At 65.9% G+C, this 17,501-nt stretch carries 12 protein-coding genes and 2 pseudogenes; 7 read left to right on the forward strand and 7 right to left on the reverse strand.

Translation table 11 applies throughout. From position 1 onward, the window contains the following. Nucleotides 1-217: 217 nt before the first annotated feature. The 4 genes and pseudogenes from F816_RS14760 to F816_RS0113635 all read right to left on the reverse strand — a co-directional run. Nucleotides 218-760: pseudogene (locus F816_RS14760) on the reverse strand (HlyD family efflux transporter periplasmic adaptor subunit); the annotation flags it as partial. A gap of 34 nt (nucleotides 761-794) precedes the next feature. Next, nucleotides 795-1,705 (reverse strand): annotated as a pseudogene (locus F816_RS14175) (hypothetical protein); the annotation flags it as partial. Nucleotides 1,706-1,802: 97 nt separating this feature from the next. Further along, nucleotides 1,803-2,855 carry a hypothetical protein gene (locus F816_RS0113630; protein ID WP_026333281.1) on the reverse strand — a complete coding sequence of 351 codons (1,053 nt, stop codon included), beginning with the start codon at nucleotides 2,853-2,855 and terminating at the stop codon, nucleotides 1,803-1,805. Between the two features lie 103 nt (nucleotides 2,856-2,958). Then, a complete protein-coding gene (locus F816_RS0113635; RefSeq protein ID WP_019595184.1) occupies nucleotides 2,959-3,990 on the reverse strand; it encodes a hypothetical protein in 1,032 nt (343 codons plus the stop codon). A gap of 387 nt (nucleotides 3,991-4,377) precedes the next feature. Between F816_RS0113635 and F816_RS0113640 the strand changes: the two genes are divergently transcribed. The 6 genes from F816_RS0113640 (at nucleotide 4,378) to F816_RS0113665 (ending at nucleotide 10,149) form a co-directional block, all read left to right on the forward strand. Next, entirely contained in the window at nucleotides 4,378-4,743 is a 366-nt protein-coding gene (locus F816_RS0113640; protein WP_019567495.1) for a gamma-butyrobetaine hydroxylase-like domain-containing protein, read from the forward strand. A gap of 13 nt (nucleotides 4,744-4,756) precedes the next feature. Continuing rightward, nucleotides 4,757-5,506 carry a bifunctional demethylmenaquinone methyltransferase/2-methoxy-6-polyprenyl-1,4-benzoquinol methylase UbiE gene (gene ubiE, locus F816_RS0113645; protein WP_018950920.1) on the forward strand — a complete coding sequence of 250 codons (750 nt, stop codon included), beginning with the start codon at nucleotides 4,757-4,759 and terminating at the stop codon, nucleotides 5,504-5,506. A gap of 7 nt (nucleotides 5,507-5,513) precedes the next feature. Beyond that, nucleotides 5,514-6,134 (forward strand): SCP2 domain-containing protein, encoded by a 621-nt coding sequence (locus tag F816_RS0113650; RefSeq protein ID WP_019595185.1) that lies wholly within the window; start codon nucleotides 5,514-5,516, stop codon nucleotides 6,132-6,134. Further along, nucleotides 6,134-7,822 (forward strand): ubiquinone biosynthesis regulatory protein kinase UbiB, encoded by a 1,689-nt coding sequence (ubiB, locus tag F816_RS0113655; protein ID WP_019595186.1) that lies wholly within the window; start codon nucleotides 6,134-6,136, stop codon nucleotides 7,820-7,822. Before F816_RS0113650 ends, ubiB begins: the two co-directional genes overlap by 1 nt. Nucleotides 7,823-7,981: 159 nt before the next feature. Then, nucleotides 7,982-9,322: a diguanylate cyclase gene (locus tag F816_RS0113660; protein ID WP_026333282.1), complete on the forward strand. Its 1,341-nt coding sequence runs from the start codon at nucleotides 7,982-7,984 to the stop codon at nucleotides 9,320-9,322. Continuing rightward, nucleotides 9,319-10,149, forward strand: a complete 831-nt coding sequence (locus F816_RS0113665; RefSeq protein ID WP_026333283.1) for a PhnD/SsuA/transferrin family substrate-binding protein — start codon at nucleotides 9,319-9,321, stop codon at nucleotides 10,147-10,149. The genes F816_RS0113660 and F816_RS0113665 overlap by 4 nt, the downstream gene beginning before the upstream one ends. Before the next feature lie 56 nt (nucleotides 10,150-10,205). Here F816_RS0113665 and odhB read toward each other — a convergent pair whose 3' ends face one another. After that, complete coding sequence (gene odhB, locus F816_RS0113670) at nucleotides 10,206-11,549, reverse strand: 2-oxoglutarate dehydrogenase complex dihydrolipoyllysine-residue succinyltransferase (RefSeq protein ID WP_019595189.1); 1,344 nt, start codon at nucleotides 11,547-11,549, stop codon at nucleotides 10,206-10,208. Between the two features lie 35 nt (nucleotides 11,550-11,584). Continuing rightward, complete coding sequence (locus tag F816_RS0113675) at nucleotides 11,585-14,395, reverse strand: 2-oxoglutarate dehydrogenase E1 component (protein WP_019595190.1); 2,811 nt, start codon at nucleotides 14,393-14,395, stop codon at nucleotides 11,585-11,587. Nucleotides 14,396-14,584: 189 nt separating this feature from the next. Here F816_RS0113675 and uvrD point away from each other — a divergent pair, with 189 nt between their 5' ends. Further along, nucleotides 14,585-16,792, forward strand: coding sequence for a DNA helicase II (gene uvrD, locus F816_RS0113680; RefSeq protein WP_038086016.1), 2,208 nt, complete (start codon nucleotides 14,585-14,587; stop codon nucleotides 16,790-16,792). Between the two features lie 406 nt (nucleotides 16,793-17,198). Here the strand turns inward: uvrD and F816_RS0113685 are convergent. Continuing rightward, on the reverse strand, nucleotides 17,199-17,501 hold a 303-nt coding region (locus F816_RS0113685; protein WP_019594878.1), incomplete at its 5' end, for a transposase.

Here is a 17,501-nt window from a genome sequence, read left to right on the forward strand (position 1 = left end):
ACTCGACGCTGGGCTACCTGCCTCCCAGCGTCTACGAGCAACCAACGGCAGCCACTCCACCTAACGCGGTGTCCGAAATCACTTGACCACCACACACTACAACCCCGCGACTAACCCAATAGGACGCTGATCGATTTGCAGCTCGCCCATACAACGCGGTGACAGATTATTAACCGTGCCCGGTCAGTACGCAGACCGACTCAAACACCGACGTCTACATCATGCCCGGCGCGATGCGTACCGCCTCGCCGTGGACATCCACGGTGTCCTGCTCCAGGCGGACACGCACCACGAAGACAAGTCCCTGTTGCTCATCCTGCACCGCATCCTGCGAGACGACCGTCACCACACCATCGATGGTTCCGTACTTGGTATAGGGGAACGTCTGCAGCTTGACCTCGGCCTCCTGGCCAGCCCGGACAAAGCCGATGTCCTTGTTGGGCAGGGTGGCCTCGACCTCCACTGCGCCATCCTCGGGGACCACGACCATCAACGGACGGGCCGGCTCCACGACACCGCCCACCGTGTGCACGGCCAGTTGCTCGACCGTGCCATCCACGGGGGCCCGCAGGCGGGTCAGTTCGTCCAGGCGGCGCGCCTTGATCAGGTCCTGGCGCAGCGACTCGGCGTCCGCGAGCGCCCGGTGCAGGGTGTCCAGCGCCTCACGACGACTCTCCGCGCCCAACGCCTCGCGTTGTTCCCGGAATTCGTGCAGCGCGGCTTCCGCCTCGGCCAGGCGCGCGCGCTGGGCGATCAGTTGAGTTATCGGATTCCCCGGACACTTCTCCAAGCGTCGCCTCGAAGTCCAGGATGAGATCACGTGCGCGGACTTGCAGGTCCCGCCATTGTGGAAGCAGTTCGAGGGGGTAGGTAATTGCGATCGAAGCCCCCCATTCAGGCAGATAATATCGATGAACACATACCGGACGACTCTCAGGATTCGGCATTTCGCCGTTGTAGCACTCGATCATGTCGCTGACGTAGCCGTCCAGATCGCCTTGCCAGTGGAGTGTTTGGTTCCAGGTATGGAAGCGCTCGGTCCCCGGCCCCACGGGCTCCGCCCAATTCAGACCTGTCTCCGGATGGGTGCCACGCATTTCGTAGTGGATTCGCACCTCTTCTGCCCCCCCCACATTTCCGTTGGATTTCGGGGAGGGAGCCTCCTGGTATGGGGTCGCCCCTCGATTCTTTCGATCCTGCCTCGCACCACTGGTGCCCATCCGCGCTCGATTGTTGTCTCGGGGACTCTGAAAGTACCCAAGGCAATCCGCAGCCACACATCACCGTCGGGATCGTCCTTGCTCCAGTAGCTTTTCTGCGTTTCTGGGCTGCGCGGCTTCAGATCCGGCCATCGAACCGCGAGCGTGAAGGCATGGGCCTCATCCTCGAAAGCGCGCTCATCAGGCTTTGGCGTATCCGGATCCCGTGGCGCCCAGGTGCTCTGGTCCTTGTATTCGATGCCGACCAGCGCGAGATAGTTGGACGGGATCGCAATCGGCACTCCATTGATGTTGGCCTTGCGAATCGGGGGCGAAAACTCCTGGATCTCGAGCCTCGGCGGCTCGCCATAGATCTCGTGCAGGGTGTCGAACACCCCCACCCCGGCGAGCCAGGGCCGTGCGAGGCCCGACCACAGGGCGGAACCCGCTAGCCAGATCGCCACCAGGACGACCACGATCAGGGTCAGCCGGCCGGCGCCGCTCATGCGCCCCTGCCCCGGTTCTGCGTCCGGATCACGAAGATCGGATAGAGAGTGAAACGGGACCGCCACTCATGGGGGATGGAAAGACGCGCGGAAGGCCTCATGGCGCGTCGAGCTCGACCGAAAGGGAGTCCAGGAGCTGTCGAACCTCGCGATCCATTCGCTGCCAGTCCGGAAGGTGCTCGGGGGCGAAGCGATAGGTCAATGCGAGATCATCGCGAAAGACGGTCATGGCCATGCATTCAGAAGCGGGCTGATCGCCTGGCGGGGCACAATGGATTACGAGGTTCTTTGATGCGTCTTCAGGGATGAAAAACGGCGGCTGGCCCAGGGCCTTTAGGCTCACTTCCTGGGGATCGATGTCGAACACGGCGAGGTCATCATCGGATGCCCGGACGTCCTGAGGGTTCTCCCTTGCGAGCCGCGCCATCGCGCCAACAAACGACAACGGCGGATCATTCAAAAGCGCGATTTCCACCCGGTCTCCGAGTGCGTCGTCATCCCGAGTCCAGCGATCACGGTCTTCGTGGTGATAAGGCCGCAGATCCGGCAGGAGGACGCTCAACTGGAGGGTCGCCGGTTCATGCCGCCCCTCTCTGGGGTACGGCCAGTGGCCCAGCTCTTCATAGACCGAGTAGAAAAACCGCACCGGCACATCGAACTTGTGGCCTGACAAGTCGAAGTGCGCCGTTGCGATATTCAGATAAATCCTGCCCGCATAGTCGTTGATCTTGTGCGAGACCGGGTTCTCCGTGAAGACGACCAGCACCACCAGGGCTACGAGGGCCAGCTCCAGCCTCCAGTAGCGAAACGTAAGGCGGAAGCTGCGCACCGTGGGGGCGACGGGCGCGCCCGTCTCCAACCGCACTGGGTGGCGCCGCCGAAACCACCAGACGGCCATCAGCGGAATGCCAATCAACGCGAACAGGGCCACCGGCAGTCCCGTGGATATCTCACGCCCATACTCTTCCAGAAGAAGTATGAATCCCAGCATCACGGCCACCGGCAGGGCCAGTATGAGCAGGGCATAGCCGATCCTGACAGCAGCCGACGCACGACGGACGGCAATCAGCACCCCAATGGCCGCAACAATGGCAACCGCCATGGGAATCAGGGCAATGAGCACTGATCCCATCAGGCCGGCGACGCTCATGACCTCCGCCCTCGTTTCCGTGGGGCCGACTTTCGGCTGGGCCACTGAATAAACCCGAGCGCGAACCATTCGACATCGAGGGCGCAAAAGCGCCTGAGGGTCATCATGGGTTGGCCCCTTCGACCGCCAGAGAATCCACCAGCCGCTCGCTCTTGGTCGCGATGCGGCGCCAATCGGGGAGGTATTCAAGGCCGAAGGTCTTTTCCAGCGCGATGCCGGGACGGAATGCGGTCTTCATCCGGCAACTGGGGGAAGGGACGTCCTTCGGACTCGCGCAGGTGATAAACCACGCTTCGGATTCATCGCGAGGAAACAGACGGAGTCTGCGAGCGTACAACAAAGCTTCCACATCCTCATTGTGCCGATCAACGCCATACGTCTTTGCCGTTTCCGGGGCGAGGGGCTCCCCTGATTCGGCGGCCCGCGCTCGTAAGGTTTTTACGTTGGATTTGGAAAAATCATCCTCCCAGATCGTCACACGAACCCGGTCCCCGCGGCCGCCACCCTCCAGATTCCAGAGATGTTCCTCTTCGGGATAGAAGGGTCGCAGATCCGGCAACAGGACGTAGATGCTCAGGGCGCCGACATCCACCCGGCGATTCTTGGCTCTCGGCCAGTATCCACGCGGCACGTACGCATCAATCACGAAATATCGCATCGGGATATCGAAGTGCTGGTCCGCCAGCTTGGCCCGGACGACCTCGTTTTCGAGGTTGTGCTGCCCAACGCGGTCGTACGCCCACTGCGTGAGCGGGTTGTATGTGGCGCCCATCCCGACCACGACAAACGCCATGAAGCCAAGAATGAGGATATGGCGATGCCAGGCGCCAATCGCCAGACGAAAGCTCTTCAGTTTCGGGGCATGCCGTGCGGATGCCGGCAGCGGATAGCGATACAGGAAGTACCAGGCCACCAGAATGGGGCCGATGACGTATGACAGAAGCCCGAGCTGGGCCGCGATCAGATCATGGGGTTCATCGCCCAGGAGCATCCAGCCGAAGGTCTGCAGCACGAATGGCACCGCGAGAACGGCAAGGGCGAACAGGACCCTGGCCCGAACGGGCGCACGCGATCGCTCGGACAGGATGCCAGCCGCCGCGATCAGTGCGATCACATAGGCGATCAACCAGAGCATGGAGCGCCTCTCGCGGTTCGTGATATGCCCAACTGGAAACGCGAGGGGGGATGGGAAAAACCTCCGCGGCGACAATCGAACGCCCGCCCGAATGCGACCCGCGCGAGCGTGGGAGCACGAAAGGTCATGGCGGCTGAAAGATCGGGGTGTGCCTGTACGGCGAATGCGCCAGTCCGTGGCGAGGTCATGGACATTCCCTTTCCATGATTAAGGTTGCCGACTCTGGCGCGAGGTCCGAAGGGTGTCAAGGCCGGCAGACCTGCGGTGCGCGGGGAGATGCCACGCTGGCCCGCAGGGCTGGTATCCTCGCAGTCCATTGATGGCCGCCGTTTGGCGGTCCGCTGATTTGGTTCGGGCGGCGCCCGGACCGTGGATTCTGGAGGCCGCATGAGCAGTACCCACCGACCCACCGATATCCAGCTGCATCAGAAGTCGCGCATCCTGGAGCTGGCGTATTCGGACGGCTCGCATTTCGAGTTGCCCTGCGAGTTCCTGCGCGTGTATTCGCCCTCGGCCGAGGTGCGCGGGCACGGCAAGGGCCAGGAGGTGCTGCAGGTCGGCAAGGAAGACGTGAACATCACCGGGATCGAGCCGGTCGGAAATTATGCGGTGAAGCTCGTGTTCTCCGACGGGCACGACACCGGCATTTATGACTGGGACTACCTGCACGAGCTCGGAACGAACCAGGAGCGACTGTGGCAGGATTACTTGGATCGGCTGAAAGAGGCCGGACACGAGCGCAAGACGCACTGACAACGGCACTTTGATGAAAGAAGAATCCGGCAAGACCCACTTCGGCTACCAGAGCGTCCCCGAGTCCGAGAAGGCCTCGCGGGTCGGCGAGGTGTTCCATTCGGTCGCGTCGCGCTACGACGTGATGAACGACCTGATGTCCATGGGCGTCCATCGCATCTGGAAGCGCTACACCCTGGAGCGCACGGGCGTGCGCCCAGGCATGAAGATCCTGGACCTGGCCGGCGGCACCGGGGACCTGGCCGGGGCCTTTGCCCCACGCGTCGGACCGAAGGGGCAAATCGTGGTCTGCGACATCAATGCCTCGATGCTGGAGGCCGGGCGCGACCGCATGCTGGACGAGGGCCATGTGGGCAACCTCGACTTCGTGCAGGCGGACGCCGAACAGCTCCCCTATCCGGACGACTACTTCGACCGCGTGACCATCGCCTTCGGCCTGCGCAACGTGACCCGCAAGGAGCGCGCGCTGGCCGAGATGCGCCGGGTGATCAAGCCGGGCGGGCGCGTGCTGGTGCTGGAGTTCTCGCAGCCGATGGCGCCGCTGCGCCCGATGTACGACGTCTACTCCTTCAAGGTGTTGCCGCTGATGGGCAAGCTGGTCGCGAACGACGCCGACAGCTACCGCTATCTGGCCGAATCCATCCGCATGCACCCGGACCAGGAGACCCTGGCCGGCATGATGCGCGACGCCGGACTGGAGCGGGTCGAATACGACAACCTGACCGGCGGCATCGTCGCCCTGCACCGCGGCACCAAGCTCTAGCGCTCTCATGGCCGAACCCTTCGCCCTGCCCAGTCCGTTCGCGGCCCTGATCGAGGCCACGCTGAACGAACACCTGGCCAGCGCCCCGGAGAAGGACCGGGCGCGGCTGGCCGGGCGTGCGATCGCCATCGTGATCGAGCCGCCGAGGCTCGCGCTGTCGCTGGTCGGGGCCGCGGACCGATTGCAGGTTACAGGCGGCGTCGAGGAGCCAGTGGACGTGCAGCTGAAGGGCTCGCCGCTATCGCTGGCCGCAGCGATGGCACGCGACGACCGCTCCGGGTTGAGCATTACCGGGGATGCGACCGTGCTCTCCGACCTGCAACATGCACTGCGCGATGCCGGCATCAACTGGGAAGATCTGTTCGAACGCTTTGCCGGCGCCGGAGCGGCCGGGCCGCTGCGCCACCTGCTGGACCAGGCGCGCGACAGCCTGCGGCACTTGGGCCGGCGCTCCGCCGAGGACACGGCCGACTACCTGCGCGACGAGCTCGAATGGCTACCGGCCGGCGGCGCGTTCGAGGCCTTCGCCGAAGACGTCACCACGCTGCGCGACGACGTCGCCCGGCTGGATGCGCGGCTGCGTCGTCTGGAGGCACCGGCCTCCGCACCTGACGACCGGCAGGCCTGATGCGCCGCGCGCTGTACCGAGGCCTGCGGCTGTGGACCATTGCGCGGGTCCTGGTGCGCTATCGCCTGGACGTCATCCTGTTCACGCTGAAGCCGCTGCGCCCGCTCAGCTTCCTGCTCTATCTCGCGCCCTGGAACTGGTTCCGTCGCACCGAAGGCACCCGCGGCGAGCGCATTCGCAAGGCGCTGGAGGATCTGGGCCCGATCTTCATCAAGTTTGGACAGATGCTCTCCACTCGGCGCGACCTGCTCCCGGACGACATCGCGATCGAGCTTGCGCGCCTGCAGGACCGGGTGCCGCCGTTCCCCAGTGACCAGGCGCGCGCCGTGATCGAGGCCGAACTGGAGCGCCCGATCGAGATCGCCTTCGCTGCCTTCGAGGACACGCCCATCGCTTCGGCCTCCATCGCCCAGGTGCATGCGGCCACGCTGCAGGACGGGCGCGAGGTGGTGGTGAAGGTGGTCCGCCCCGGCATCCTCAAGACCATCCGCGCGGATCTCGAGGTGATGCACCTGATCGCCGACCTGGCAGATCGCTACTGGTCGGAGGCCAAGCGCCTGCGCCCGCGCGAGGTCGTGGACGAATACGAAAAGACCGTCACCGACGAGCTGGACCTGATCCGCGAGGGCGCCAATGCCGCCGCGATCCACCGCAACTTCGAGGACAGCCACCTGCTGTACATCCCGGAGATCATCTGGGACTACACCCGCCGCAGCGTCCTGGTGATGGAGCGCATCGGCGGCCTCCCGGTGGCCGACATCGCCGCCCTGCGCGAACGCAACGTCGACCTGAAGCTGCTAGCCGAGCGTGGGGTGGAGATCTTCTTCACCCAGGTGTTCCAGCACAACTTCTTCCACGCCGACATGCACCCGGGCAACATCTTCGTCGATGCCACCCACCCGGATGACCCGACCTACCTTGCAGTCGACTTCGGCATCGTCGGCTCGCTACTGGACTCCGACCAGCGCTATCTGGCCGAGAACTTCCACGCCTTCTTCAACCGCGACTACCGCCGCGTGGCCGAACTGCACGTGGAATCCGGCTGGGTGCCGAAGGACACCCGCGTCGACGAGTTCGAGGCCGCAATCCGCACCGTCTGCGAGCCCATCTTCCAGCGTCCGCTGGACGAGATCTCCTTCGGCCAGGTCCTGCTACGCCTGTTCCAGACCGCGCGGCGGTTCAACATGGAGGTCCAGCCGCAGCTCGTGCTGCTGCAGAAGACCCTGCTGAACATCGAGGGTCTGGGCCGCCAGCTCTACCCCCAGCTGGACCTGTGGACCACCGCCAAGCCGTTCATCGAAAAATGGATGCACGAGCGCATGGGCGTGCGCGCCTTTATCCGCAACGCGCAGCAACACTTGCCGCGCCTGCTGGCGCACCTGCCGGAACTGCCGATACACCTGGAGAAGGCCCTGACCGTGGAGGAACAGCGGGCCGAGCGCGACGCCGCGCTACGCCGCCAGATCCTCGAGCTGGAAAACGGGCTGAGGCGCCAGTCCCGCCGCCGCAACGAGGGCTGGGCGGGCGTGGCCCTGCTGGCCCTTGCGGGGCTGGCCACGCAGCTGGAGGTCACCGCCTGGCAGGGGCTCGCCTGGCCGGTCTGGCCGCTCGCCCTGTTCGGCGCCGGCATACTGCTGTTCAGCCTGCGTCCCGGCCCCCGGCGCCGGGCCAACGACAGGAATGCCTGAACCCCACCCCGTCCAGTGGGCCATTCCGACCGCTGACCGCCCTCGCGCGCGTGTATTACCAATTCCTGTTTGCTCCCTCTCCCGTACCTTTTTAAGCTGTGGAATATCCCCGGCACGGACGCCGGCCTGAACCCGGCCATTCACCGACCAGAGTACTGCATGCCCCGCAGGCGCCGCCTTTTCCGACTCGGGATTCGCCAGAAGGTGGTGCTGGTCCTGCTGACCGTTCTGCTGACCGCGCTGTCGATCAGCGGCTATCTGGTCATGCGCGATGTCGAACAAAACGTACTTAGCGAGACCGACCGACGCGGGGCCGAGACCGCGGACTACCTCGCCCGGTCGATCGCCTACAGCGTGGTGGGCTACGACTACCACACCATCCAGCTGCTGCTGGACCAGGTGGTCGAGGCCGGGGGCGTGGTCCACGCCCGGGTGCTGAGTGATCGCGGCAATACCATGGCCGAGGTACAGCACCCCGACCGGGCGAACCTCGAACGCGTCGAGTTCCAGCGGCCCATCGAGCTGGATGGGCGCGAGGTCGGGCACCTGGAGATGGAACTGAGCATCGAGCCGATCCTCGCCCAATTGGAGCAGCAGAAGACCTCCCTGATCCGCCGCGAGGTCGCGGTGATCGCCCTGATCGCACTGGGCGAGTTCGTCGCGCTGTCGTGGATCATCATTGCACCGCTGACGCGCGTTTCGCGCGCCCTGGAGTCGAACGTCGACCAAAACGGCGTGATCCTGCGCGATATCGACGTGCATTCCAACGACGAGATCGGCGACCTGGCCGCACGCTTCAACCAAATGCGGGCCCAGCTCAATACCGCCAACGAGCAACTGCGCGGCCGCGTGGAGTCCGCCGACCGCGAGCTGCGCGAGGCTTACGAACGCCTGATCCAGCAACAAAAGCAGCTGGAATCCTCCAATGCCGAGCTGGAAGTGCTGACGCGCACCGATCCACTGACCGGTCTCGGCAACCGTCGCGCCTTCCAGGAGGCGATGGAGCAGGATATCGCGTTGTTCCGACGCCACGGCGACCCCGCCAGCCTGCTCATTCTCGACCTGGACAACTTCAAGGCGATCAACGATACCTGGGGCCACGACACCGGCGACCGCATCCTCAAGGCCTTCGCTGGGCTACTGCGCGAGCATTGCCGCGATACCGATACCACCTGCCGCATGGGAGGCGAGGAGTTCGCCGTTTTTCTCCGCCGCTGCGACGCCCCGGGGGCCCTCAAGACGGCCGAGAAGTTGCGCCAGACGGTCGCCGCGATGGGAGTCCCCACCGAGGATGGCCGCCAGCAACTGCACGTAACCGTCAGTATCGGACTCGCCTCGCTCTCGCTGGAAGAGGGCGTCACCTCGTCCAAGGGGCTCTGCCGGGCCGCGGACCAGGCCATGTATGCCAGCAAGCGCCGCGGCCGCAACCGCGTTACCAACTACACCACGCTGATCAGCGAAGACCCGCTCTCAGTGAATTTCCAGGGAGACGAGACATGAACAACCGGACGACCCGATGCTTACTGGGAGGGGTGCTCGGGCTACTCCTGCCACTGACGGCGCAGGCAACCGCAGACGATGAACTGGTTTTCGGCTCGGTCGCGATGGATATTCCCGCGCAGATGCTGAGCCGGCTGGAGCCGTTCACCGAATACCTGGCCGGCACCCTCGAACGGGACGTGAACCTGCGCCTGTCCTCCAGCATGCCGGACGCGATCCGCGAGATCGTCGAAGGGCGCTCCGACATCGCCTACCTGACGCCGGTGGCGTATATCCGCGCAAACCAGCGCGGCGGAGTCGAACCGCTGGCGCGCACCATCACCAAGGGCGAGGACAGCTTCCGCCTGATGATCGTGGTCGCGGAGGACAGTCCATTGCAATCGCCGGAGGAACTGGCCGGCAAGCGTTTCGCCTTTGGTGACGAGGCCGCGCTATTGCAGCGTGCTGCCGTAGTGGATTCGGGGATTGAGTTGGCCGACCTCGGCGCTTATCACTTCCTCGGACACTACGACAACATCGTGCGCGGCGTAATCAGCGGCGATTTCGACGCCGGCATCCTCAAGGACACCGCGGCCTATCGCTGGGAAGGCAACGGCATCCGCATCCTGCACGCCTCGCCCGCATTGCCACCGTATGTGATCGCGGCCCGCGCGGGCCTCGACCCGGCACTGCAGGATCGCATCCGCGCCGCGCTGCTGACCGCCAGCCCGGACGACCCCGCCTCGGGACCGGCAATGCGCGCCCTGGACGAAAACTACGACGGGTTTGCCCCGGTCAGCGACGCCGACTATGACGTGGTGCGCGGGCTGATCGCGCCGTTCGACTGAGGGCGGCCTTCTTCACCCCCTTTGTTGCCATTAGCCCCTGCAGGGGCTCAGCAGGGTCAGACGTCGAGCAGCAACCGCGCCGGGTCCTCGATGGCTTCCTTGATGGCGACCAGGAACTGCACCGCCTCGGCACCATCGACCAGGCGGTGGTCGTAGGACAGGGCGACGTACATCATCGGCCGGACGACGACCTCGCCGTCCACCGCGACCGGGCGTTCCTTGATCGCGTGCATGCCGAGGATCGCGCTCTGTGGCGGATTCAGGATCGGCGTGGAGAACAACGAACCGAACACGCCCCCGTTGGTGATGGTGAACGTGCCACCGCGCAGCTCGTCGATATCCAGCTTGCCATCACGCGCGCGTTCCGCGTAGTCGCGGATGCGCCGCTCGATCTCGGCAATGGGGGCGTTGCCGGTATCGCGCAGCACCGGCACCACCAGTCCGCGCGAGGAGGAGACTGCGATGCCGATGTCGCTGTAGTGGTGATAGACGATCTCTTCGCCATCCAGTGCGGCATTGACGACCGGGAAGCGCTCGAGCGCGCGGCTGGCCGCGGCCACGAACAGGCCCATGAAGCCGAGCTTGATGGAATGGCGCTTCTCGAAGGGCTCCTTGTAGCGGCTGCGCAGGGCCATCGCCGCGGACATGTCGATCTCGTTGAAGGTGGTCAGCATCGCGGTGGTCTGCTTCGCTTCCAGCAGCCGTTCCGCGATGCGCGCCCGCAGGCGGGTCATCGGCACACGCTCGATGCGCTCGGCGCGGTCTCCGGGGTCGGCCGGATGCGCCTGGGGTCGCGCCGCCCCGACGGAACCCGATGGCTCCGAAGAAGCCGCGGGCGCGCTGCGATCACTGCGCGCCCGCTCCACGTCGGCACGCTGGATGCGCCCGTCGTCGCCGCTGCCCTCGACATCCTCCGGACGCAGGCCGGCTTCCTGCAGCAGGCGCCGCACGGCCGGCGTGGGCGGCGGCGGGCTACCGGCCGCTCCGTTCCCGGCCCCGGACGGCGCGGGCTCGGGTGAGGAGGCAGCGGCCGGTTTCTCTTCCCGATCCCCCGTGGCCACGGACGCCGGCTTGCCGCCCTCCGTGGCTGTCGATGCCCTGGAAGGCGCTGCCTCATCCTCGGCCTCTTCGTCCGGGTCCTCCGGCGCGGCTTCGGCGGGCCCCAGATAACCCAGGATCGCGTCGGCCTTGACCACATCGCCCTCGTTGGCGGAGAGCTCGACCAGGGTGCCCGCACTGGGGGCCGACACCTCGAGGACCACCTTGTCGGTCTCCAGTTCGGCGATCAGCTCGTCACGCTTGACGGCGTCACCGGCCTTTTTGTGCAGGGCGATCACGGTCGCATCGGCGACCGACTCGGGGAGTTCCGGGACCTGGATCGGGGTGCGATCGGATGCCATCTCGCTTCCTTGTTCTGTGCGTCTGTATCGAATGTTCAGGGCGTCGGGTGCGGCGTGTCACGCGAACTGATCGGCCCGAAGGCGCGCTCGAGCAGATCTTTCAGCTGCGCCTTGTGCACCTCGGGGTAACCGACAGCGGGCGCGGCGGCCGGGGGTCTCGCGACGGCGTGCAGGGTCTGGCCACGCACCGCCAGCAGCGGGTTGATACGCGGTGCGACAAACTCCAGGTAACCCTGGTTCTCCGGTTCATCCTGGACCCAGACGAATTCATCCGCCTCCGGATAACGCCCCAGCAATTCGGTCAGGCGCGCCTCGGGGAAGGGGTAACACTGCTCCAGGCGCAGGATCGCCGTATCCGCGTGCTCGCCCTCGGCCTGGCGCGCAGCCAGATCGTAGAAGATGCGCCCACTGGTCATCAGCACGCGCTTCACCTTGCCGGGATCCTCGATGCGGGCGTCGTCGATGACCGTCTGGTACTGGCCCGTCGCCAGCGCATCGAGGTCGGAGACCGCGTCCTTGTGGCGCAAAAGGCTCTTCGGGGTCATCACGATCAGTGGCTTGCGATAGGGCCGCAGCATCTGCCGGCGCAGCAGGTGAAACATCTGCGCCGGCGTAGTAGGCACGCAGACCTGCATGTTCTCCTGCGCCGCCAGTTGCAGGAAGCGCTCCGGGCGGGCCGAGGAGTGCTCCGGCCCCTGCCCCTCGTAGCCGTGGGGCAGCAACAGGGTCAGGCCGGACAGGCGCCCCCACTTCTGCTCGCCGGAGGAGATGAACTGGTCGATCACCACTTGGGCGCCGTTCACGAAGTCGCCGAACTGCGCCTCCCAGACCACCAGAGCCTCGGGCGCGGCGGTCGCGTAGCCGTATTCGAAGGCGAGCACGCCCTCCTCGGACAACAGCGAATCGATCACCAGGAACCGCGGGTGGTCCGGATCCAGGCGCCGCAGCGGGACGATGGCCTTGCCGGTCTCCTGGTCGTGCAGGACCGCATGGCGGTGGAAGAAGGTACCCCGGCTGGAGTCCTGCCCGGACAGGCGAATGCGGTAGCCGTCCTGGATCAACGCGCCGTAGGCCAGGGTCTCGGCCGCACCCCAGTCCAACGGCTGCTCGCCGCGCGCCATGGCCACGCGGGCATCCAGGATCTTCTGCACGCGGTCGTTCAGCCGGAAACCCTCCGGCGGGGTGGAAAGCTGCTCGAGGGTGCGCGCCAGACGGTCGGCGGGGGCGCCGGTGTCCACATCCTGGTCCCAGGTCTGGTTCAGATAGGGACCCCAGTTGGTCGAGGATCCGGCATGGCTGTTGCGCTCGCGCAGCAACGACAGCGCCACCGGCTGGCCGGCATCCAGTCGGCCGCGATAGTCCTCCAGCGCTTGCTCCTGTGCATCTTCGGTCGTCAGGCCCTCGCGGATCAGGCGTCTGGCGTAACGCTCGCGGGTGGTCGGCAGGTCGCGGATACGACGATACATATGCGGCTGCGTCGCGGCCGGCTCGTCGGCCTCGTTGTGACCCTGGCGGCGGTAGCAGACGAGATCGATGACCACGTCCTTGCCGAAGCGCATGCGGTAGTCCAGCGCGATCTGGGTGATGAACACCACGGCCTCGGGATCATCGCCATTCACATGCAGGATGGGCGCATTCACCATCTTGGCGACATCCGTGGCGTAATGCGTCGAACGGGCGTCCTTCAGGGTCGAAGTCGTAAAACCGATCTGGTTGTTCACCACCACATGCACGGTGCCCTTGGTGGAGAAGCCCCGGGTCTGGGACATGTTCAGGGTCTCCATGACCACGCCCTGCCCGGCAAAGGCGGCATCGCCATGGATCACCACCGGCATCACCCGGTTGCCCTTGCGGTCGCCGACGCGCACCTGGCGTGCCCGCACCGAACCCTCCACCACCGGGGTGACGATCTCCAGGTGCGAGGGATTGAAGGCCAGCGCCAGATGCACCCGACCACCCGGGGTATCCAGGTCCGAGGAGAAACCCATGTGGTATTTCACGTCGCCGGTGCCACGGTCGTCGCGCGGACGCCCCTCGAACTCGTTGGCCAGCTCCTCCGGGGACTTGCCGAACAGGTTGACCAGCACGTTGAGGCGTCCGCGGTGTGCCATGCCGACCACGAACTCCTGCAGCCCGCGCGCGCCGCCCCGCTGGATCAGGGCATTCAGCAGCGGGATCAGGCTCTCCGCGCCTTCCAGCGAGAAGCGCTTCTGACCGACATAGCGCCGGTGCAGGTAGCGCTCCAGACCCTCGGCCGCGGTCAGGCGCTCGAGGATCGCCAGGCGGGTGTCGTCATCGAAACCGAAGTGGCCATGGGCCGATTCCAGACGCTCCTGCAGCCAGCGCTTCTCGTCGGTGGCCATCAGATGCATGTATTCCGCGCCGATACCGGCGCAGTAGGTCTCCTTCAGCACCCGCTCGATCGTATCCAGCGAGACCCGCCCGTCGATGAACAGCGAGCCCGGATCAAAGGTGACATCGGGGCCGACCTGGTCCAGGCCGTGATGCTCGCGGCTCAGCTCGCGCGGTGGCTCCGGCGGTTCGCGCTCCAGAGGATCCAGACGGGCGCCAAAGTGACCGAGGTAGCGGTAGGCATTGATGAACTGCAGCACGCGGATCTGCAGCTGTTCATGGGCCAGATCCGGCCGATCGGTGGAGCGCCGGCGGCGTTCCGGGCGCGGCGCCCCTTCCAGCGAGCGGAAGTAATCGGCCCAGGCCGGCGGGACGGAATCGGGGTCGTCCTGGTAGCGCTCCAGCAGATCCTCGGCGAAAGCGAGGTTATCCGGGTGCAGTTCCTGCCCGGATACGGGGCTGTCCAGCCGGTGCCGGGATGGCATCTCGTTCATTCGCGGTCTCTTCCCATTCCTGATGCGTCGGCCTTTGGGACCTGATCGGCGCGAGAGGTTCCCGCGCGGAGTCGGTGAATCAGCGTCTTCTTGAAGGCTGCCTCCGAGGGTAGCGCGTTTGCGCGGGCGAAGGCACACGGCCCGCATGCGGAACGTGCGATTCCGGCCGGGTTTCCCTACCATTCGCGCATGGATGTCTCCCCCCTGCTCGATTCCCTGAACCCGGCCCAGCGCGAGGCCGTGGCCGCCCCGCCGCATCCGGTGCTGGTCCTGGCCGGCGCCGGCTCCGGCAAGACCCGCGTGCTGGTGCACCGCATCGCCTGGCTGATTGGCGTCGAGGGCGTGGCCCCGCACAGCCTGCTGGCGGTCACCTTTACCAACAAGGCGGCGGCCGAGATGCGCGGGCGCATCGAGTCGTTGCTGGGGCACCCGGCCACCGGGCTGTGGGTCGGGACCTTCCATGGCCTCGCCCACCGCCTGCTGCGCCAGCACTGGCAGGAGGCGAAGCTGCCGCAGGCCTTCCAGATCCTCGACTCCGATGACCAGCTGCGCATGGTCAAGCGCGTGCTGCGTGCCCTGGAGCTGGACGAGTCGCGCTGGCCGCCCAAGCAGGCACATTGGTACATCAACGCACGCAAGGACGAGGGCTCGCGTCCAGAACACCTGCCGGATACCGGCGACCCGGTCGCCCGCCAGTGGGTACGCGTCTACACCACCTACCAGCAGGCCTGCGAGCGCGCCGGTGTGGTGGACTTCGCCGAGCTGATGCTGCGCTCGCTGGAACTGCTGCGCGACAACAAGGCCCTGCTGGAGCACTACCGCACGCGCTTTCGCCACGTGCTGGTCGACGAGTTCCAGGACACCAACGACATCCAGTACGGCTGGCTGCGCCTGCTCGCCGGGGACAGCCCGGTATTCGCCGTGGGCGACGACGACCAGTCGATCTACGGCTGGCGCGGCGCGAAGATCGAGAACATCCAGCACTTCCAGAAGGACTACCCGGGCACCCAGGTCGTGCGCCTGGAACAGAACTACCGCTCTAGCGCCAACATCCTGAACGCAGCCAACGCCCTGATCCGGCACAACTCGGGCCGTCTGGGCAAAGAGCTGTGGACCGAGGGCCACGAAGGCGCACCGGTCCGCCTGTACACCGCGCTGAACGAGCAGGAAGAGGCGCGCTTCATCGCCGAGACCATCGCCCGCCACGTGGACCAGGGCGGGCTGTACCGCGAGTGCGCGGTGCTGTATCGCTCCAATGCCCAGTCACGCGTGCTGGAAGAGACCTTCATCGGCCGGCGCATGCCCTACCGGGTCTACGGCGGCCTGCGCTTCTTCGAGCGCCAGGAGATTCGCGATGCCCTGGCCTACCTGCGCCTGGCCGGCAACGGCGATGACGATGCCGCCTTCCTGCGGGTGGTCAACCAGCCCCCGCGCGGGATCGGCGAGAAGACCCTGGAGGGCCTGCGCCAGGCCGCCCAGGCGGCGGACACCAGCCTGCTGCAGGCCGCCACGCAGGCGGTGGACGCCGACGCCCTGCCCGGACGCGCGCGCACCGCGGTCGCCGGGTTCGTGCAGCTGGTCCGCACCCTGCAGCAGGAGCTCCCGCGCCAGCCGCTGGCCGACCAGGTGGAACAGGCGATCGAGCGCGCGCAACTGCGCGAGCACTACAAGAAGGAAAAGGGCGAGCGTGGCGAGGCTCGGCTGGAAAACCTGGACGAGCTGGTGGGGGCCGCGCGCGCCTTCGACATGAGCAGCACCGCCGAGAGCGAGGAAGGCGAGGGCAATCGCCTGACCGAATTCCTCGCCCACGCCGCGCTGGAGGCCGGCGAGGGTGCGGCCGACCCGCACGAGGACGCGGTGCAGATGATGACCCTGCACTCGGCCAAGGGCCTGGAGTTTCCGCTGGTGTTCCTGACCGGCATGGAAGAGGGGCTGTTCCCCAACGCCCGCTCGCTGGAGGAGCCGGGGCGGCTGGAAGAGGAGCGCCGCCTGGCCTATGTCGGCATGACCCGCGCCGAACAGGAGCTGTACCTGATCCATGCCGAGACGCGGCGGCTGTATGGACGCGAGTCCTACAACGTCGCCTCGCGTTTCATCAACGAGATCCCCGAGGGCGCGCTGGAAGTACTGCGCCCGCAGGCCTCGCCCTATGGGGCGGGGCGCTTTGCCGCGGCCCGGCACAAGACGGCGGGCTTCGGGGCCATGGATGCACAGGCCGCCGAGGCCTCCGCGGCGGGCCTGGCGATCGGCGCACGGGTACACCACGCGAAGTTCGGCGAGGGGCTGATCACCCAGTTCGAGGGTTCCGGCAACTCGGCCCGGGTCCAGGTGAACTTTGCCCACGCCGGCTCCAAGTGGCTGGTGCTGAGCTTCGCCAAGCTCGAAGTCCTGGGTTAGGAAACGCCGGTTTGTTGCACCACAGAGCGCACAGAGGACACGGAGAAAACCGTCGAAAAAGGCGGGATGCGGTTGAGCGCAGCGGAACGCATCAATCCGGGAACCGGGAAGCCCCGAGCTGCGCCACGATGCGATTCGCTGCGCTCATCACATCCTACTCGCCAACCCGACACCAATAGACGCATGGCGTCATCCCGGAAATCCCGAAGCGGTTATCCGGGATCTCGTTGCGGCTTACACGGCGTCGGTGGCAGGTCTTGGAGATCCCGGCTCTTCGCTGCGCTACAGCCGGGATGGCAGGGTATAGCGCCGTAACTTGTCTTGGGTTTCTCCGCGTCCTCTGTGCCCTCTGTGGTGCAAACGCCCTTGACCTCCTTCGTGGACTTCGCGGTGAAACAAAAAAGGTTCATCGAGCATTACCGGGGAAGGCTGCGCGGATTTTGAGGAAGAAGTATTCCTGGTCGCGGTAGCCATAGGCCCGACGCTTGATGACCTTGATCGTGTTGTTAATGCCCTCGACGACGCTGGTGTTCAGCCGGTGGCGGCAGCGCGAGACGATGCCGGGTAGGTAGGGCTCCAGCAGGCGTGCGAAGCGCTGCAGGGCCTGGATTCCACTCTCGTGCGCTTGCTGCACCCATTGCCGCCACGCCTGGTACGTCCGCTCGGGGCTGCGCTGGAACCACAGTCTCTTGAGTTCGTCGCGTAAGAG

The sequence above is a fragment of the Thioalkalivibrio sp. ALM2T genome (genome assembly GCF_000381505.1).
Classification (GTDB): Bacteria; Pseudomonadota; Gammaproteobacteria; order Ectothiorhodospirales; family Ectothiorhodospiraceae; genus Thioalkalivibrio; species Thioalkalivibrio versutus.

What these genes read in the sequence shown, in the direction of transcription:
- F816_RS0113630 (WP_026333281.1), bottom strand. Translation starts at nt 2,855, where the DNA reads ATGAGCGTCGCCGGCCTGATGGGATCAGTGCTCATTGCCCTGATTCCC.
- F816_RS0113635 (WP_019595184.1), bottom strand. Translation starts at nt 3,990, where the DNA reads ATGCTCTGGTTGATCGCCTATGTGATCGCACTGATCGCGGCGGCTGGC.
- F816_RS0113640 (WP_019567495.1), top strand. Translation starts at nt 4,378, where the DNA reads ATGAGCAGTACCCACCGACCCACCGATATCCAGCTGCATCAGAAGTCG.
- ubiE (WP_018950920.1), top strand. Translation starts at nt 4,757, where the DNA reads ATGAAAGAAGAATCCGGCAAGACCCACTTCGGCTACCAGAGCGTCCCC.
- F816_RS0113650 (WP_019595185.1), top strand. Translation starts at nt 5,514, where the DNA reads ATGGCCGAACCCTTCGCCCTGCCCAGTCCGTTCGCGGCCCTGATCGAG.
- ubiB (WP_019595186.1), top strand. Translation starts at nt 6,134, where the DNA reads ATGCGCCGCGCGCTGTACCGAGGCCTGCGGCTGTGGACCATTGCGCGG.
- F816_RS0113660 (WP_026333282.1), top strand. Translation starts at nt 7,982, where the DNA reads ATGCCCCGCAGGCGCCGCCTTTTCCGACTCGGGATTCGCCAGAAGGTG.
- F816_RS0113665 (WP_026333283.1), top strand. Translation starts at nt 9,319, where the DNA reads ATGAACAACCGGACGACCCGATGCTTACTGGGAGGGGTGCTCGGGCTA.
- odhB (WP_019595189.1), bottom strand. Translation starts at nt 11,549, where the DNA reads ATGGCATCCGATCGCACCCCGATCCAGGTCCCGGAACTCCCCGAGTCG.
- F816_RS0113675 (WP_019595190.1), bottom strand. Translation starts at nt 14,395, where the DNA reads ATGAACGAGATGCCATCCCGGCACCGGCTGGACAGCCCCGTATCCGGG.
- uvrD (WP_038086016.1), top strand. Translation starts at nt 14,585, where the DNA reads ATGGATGTCTCCCCCCTGCTCGATTCCCTGAACCCGGCCCAGCGCGAG.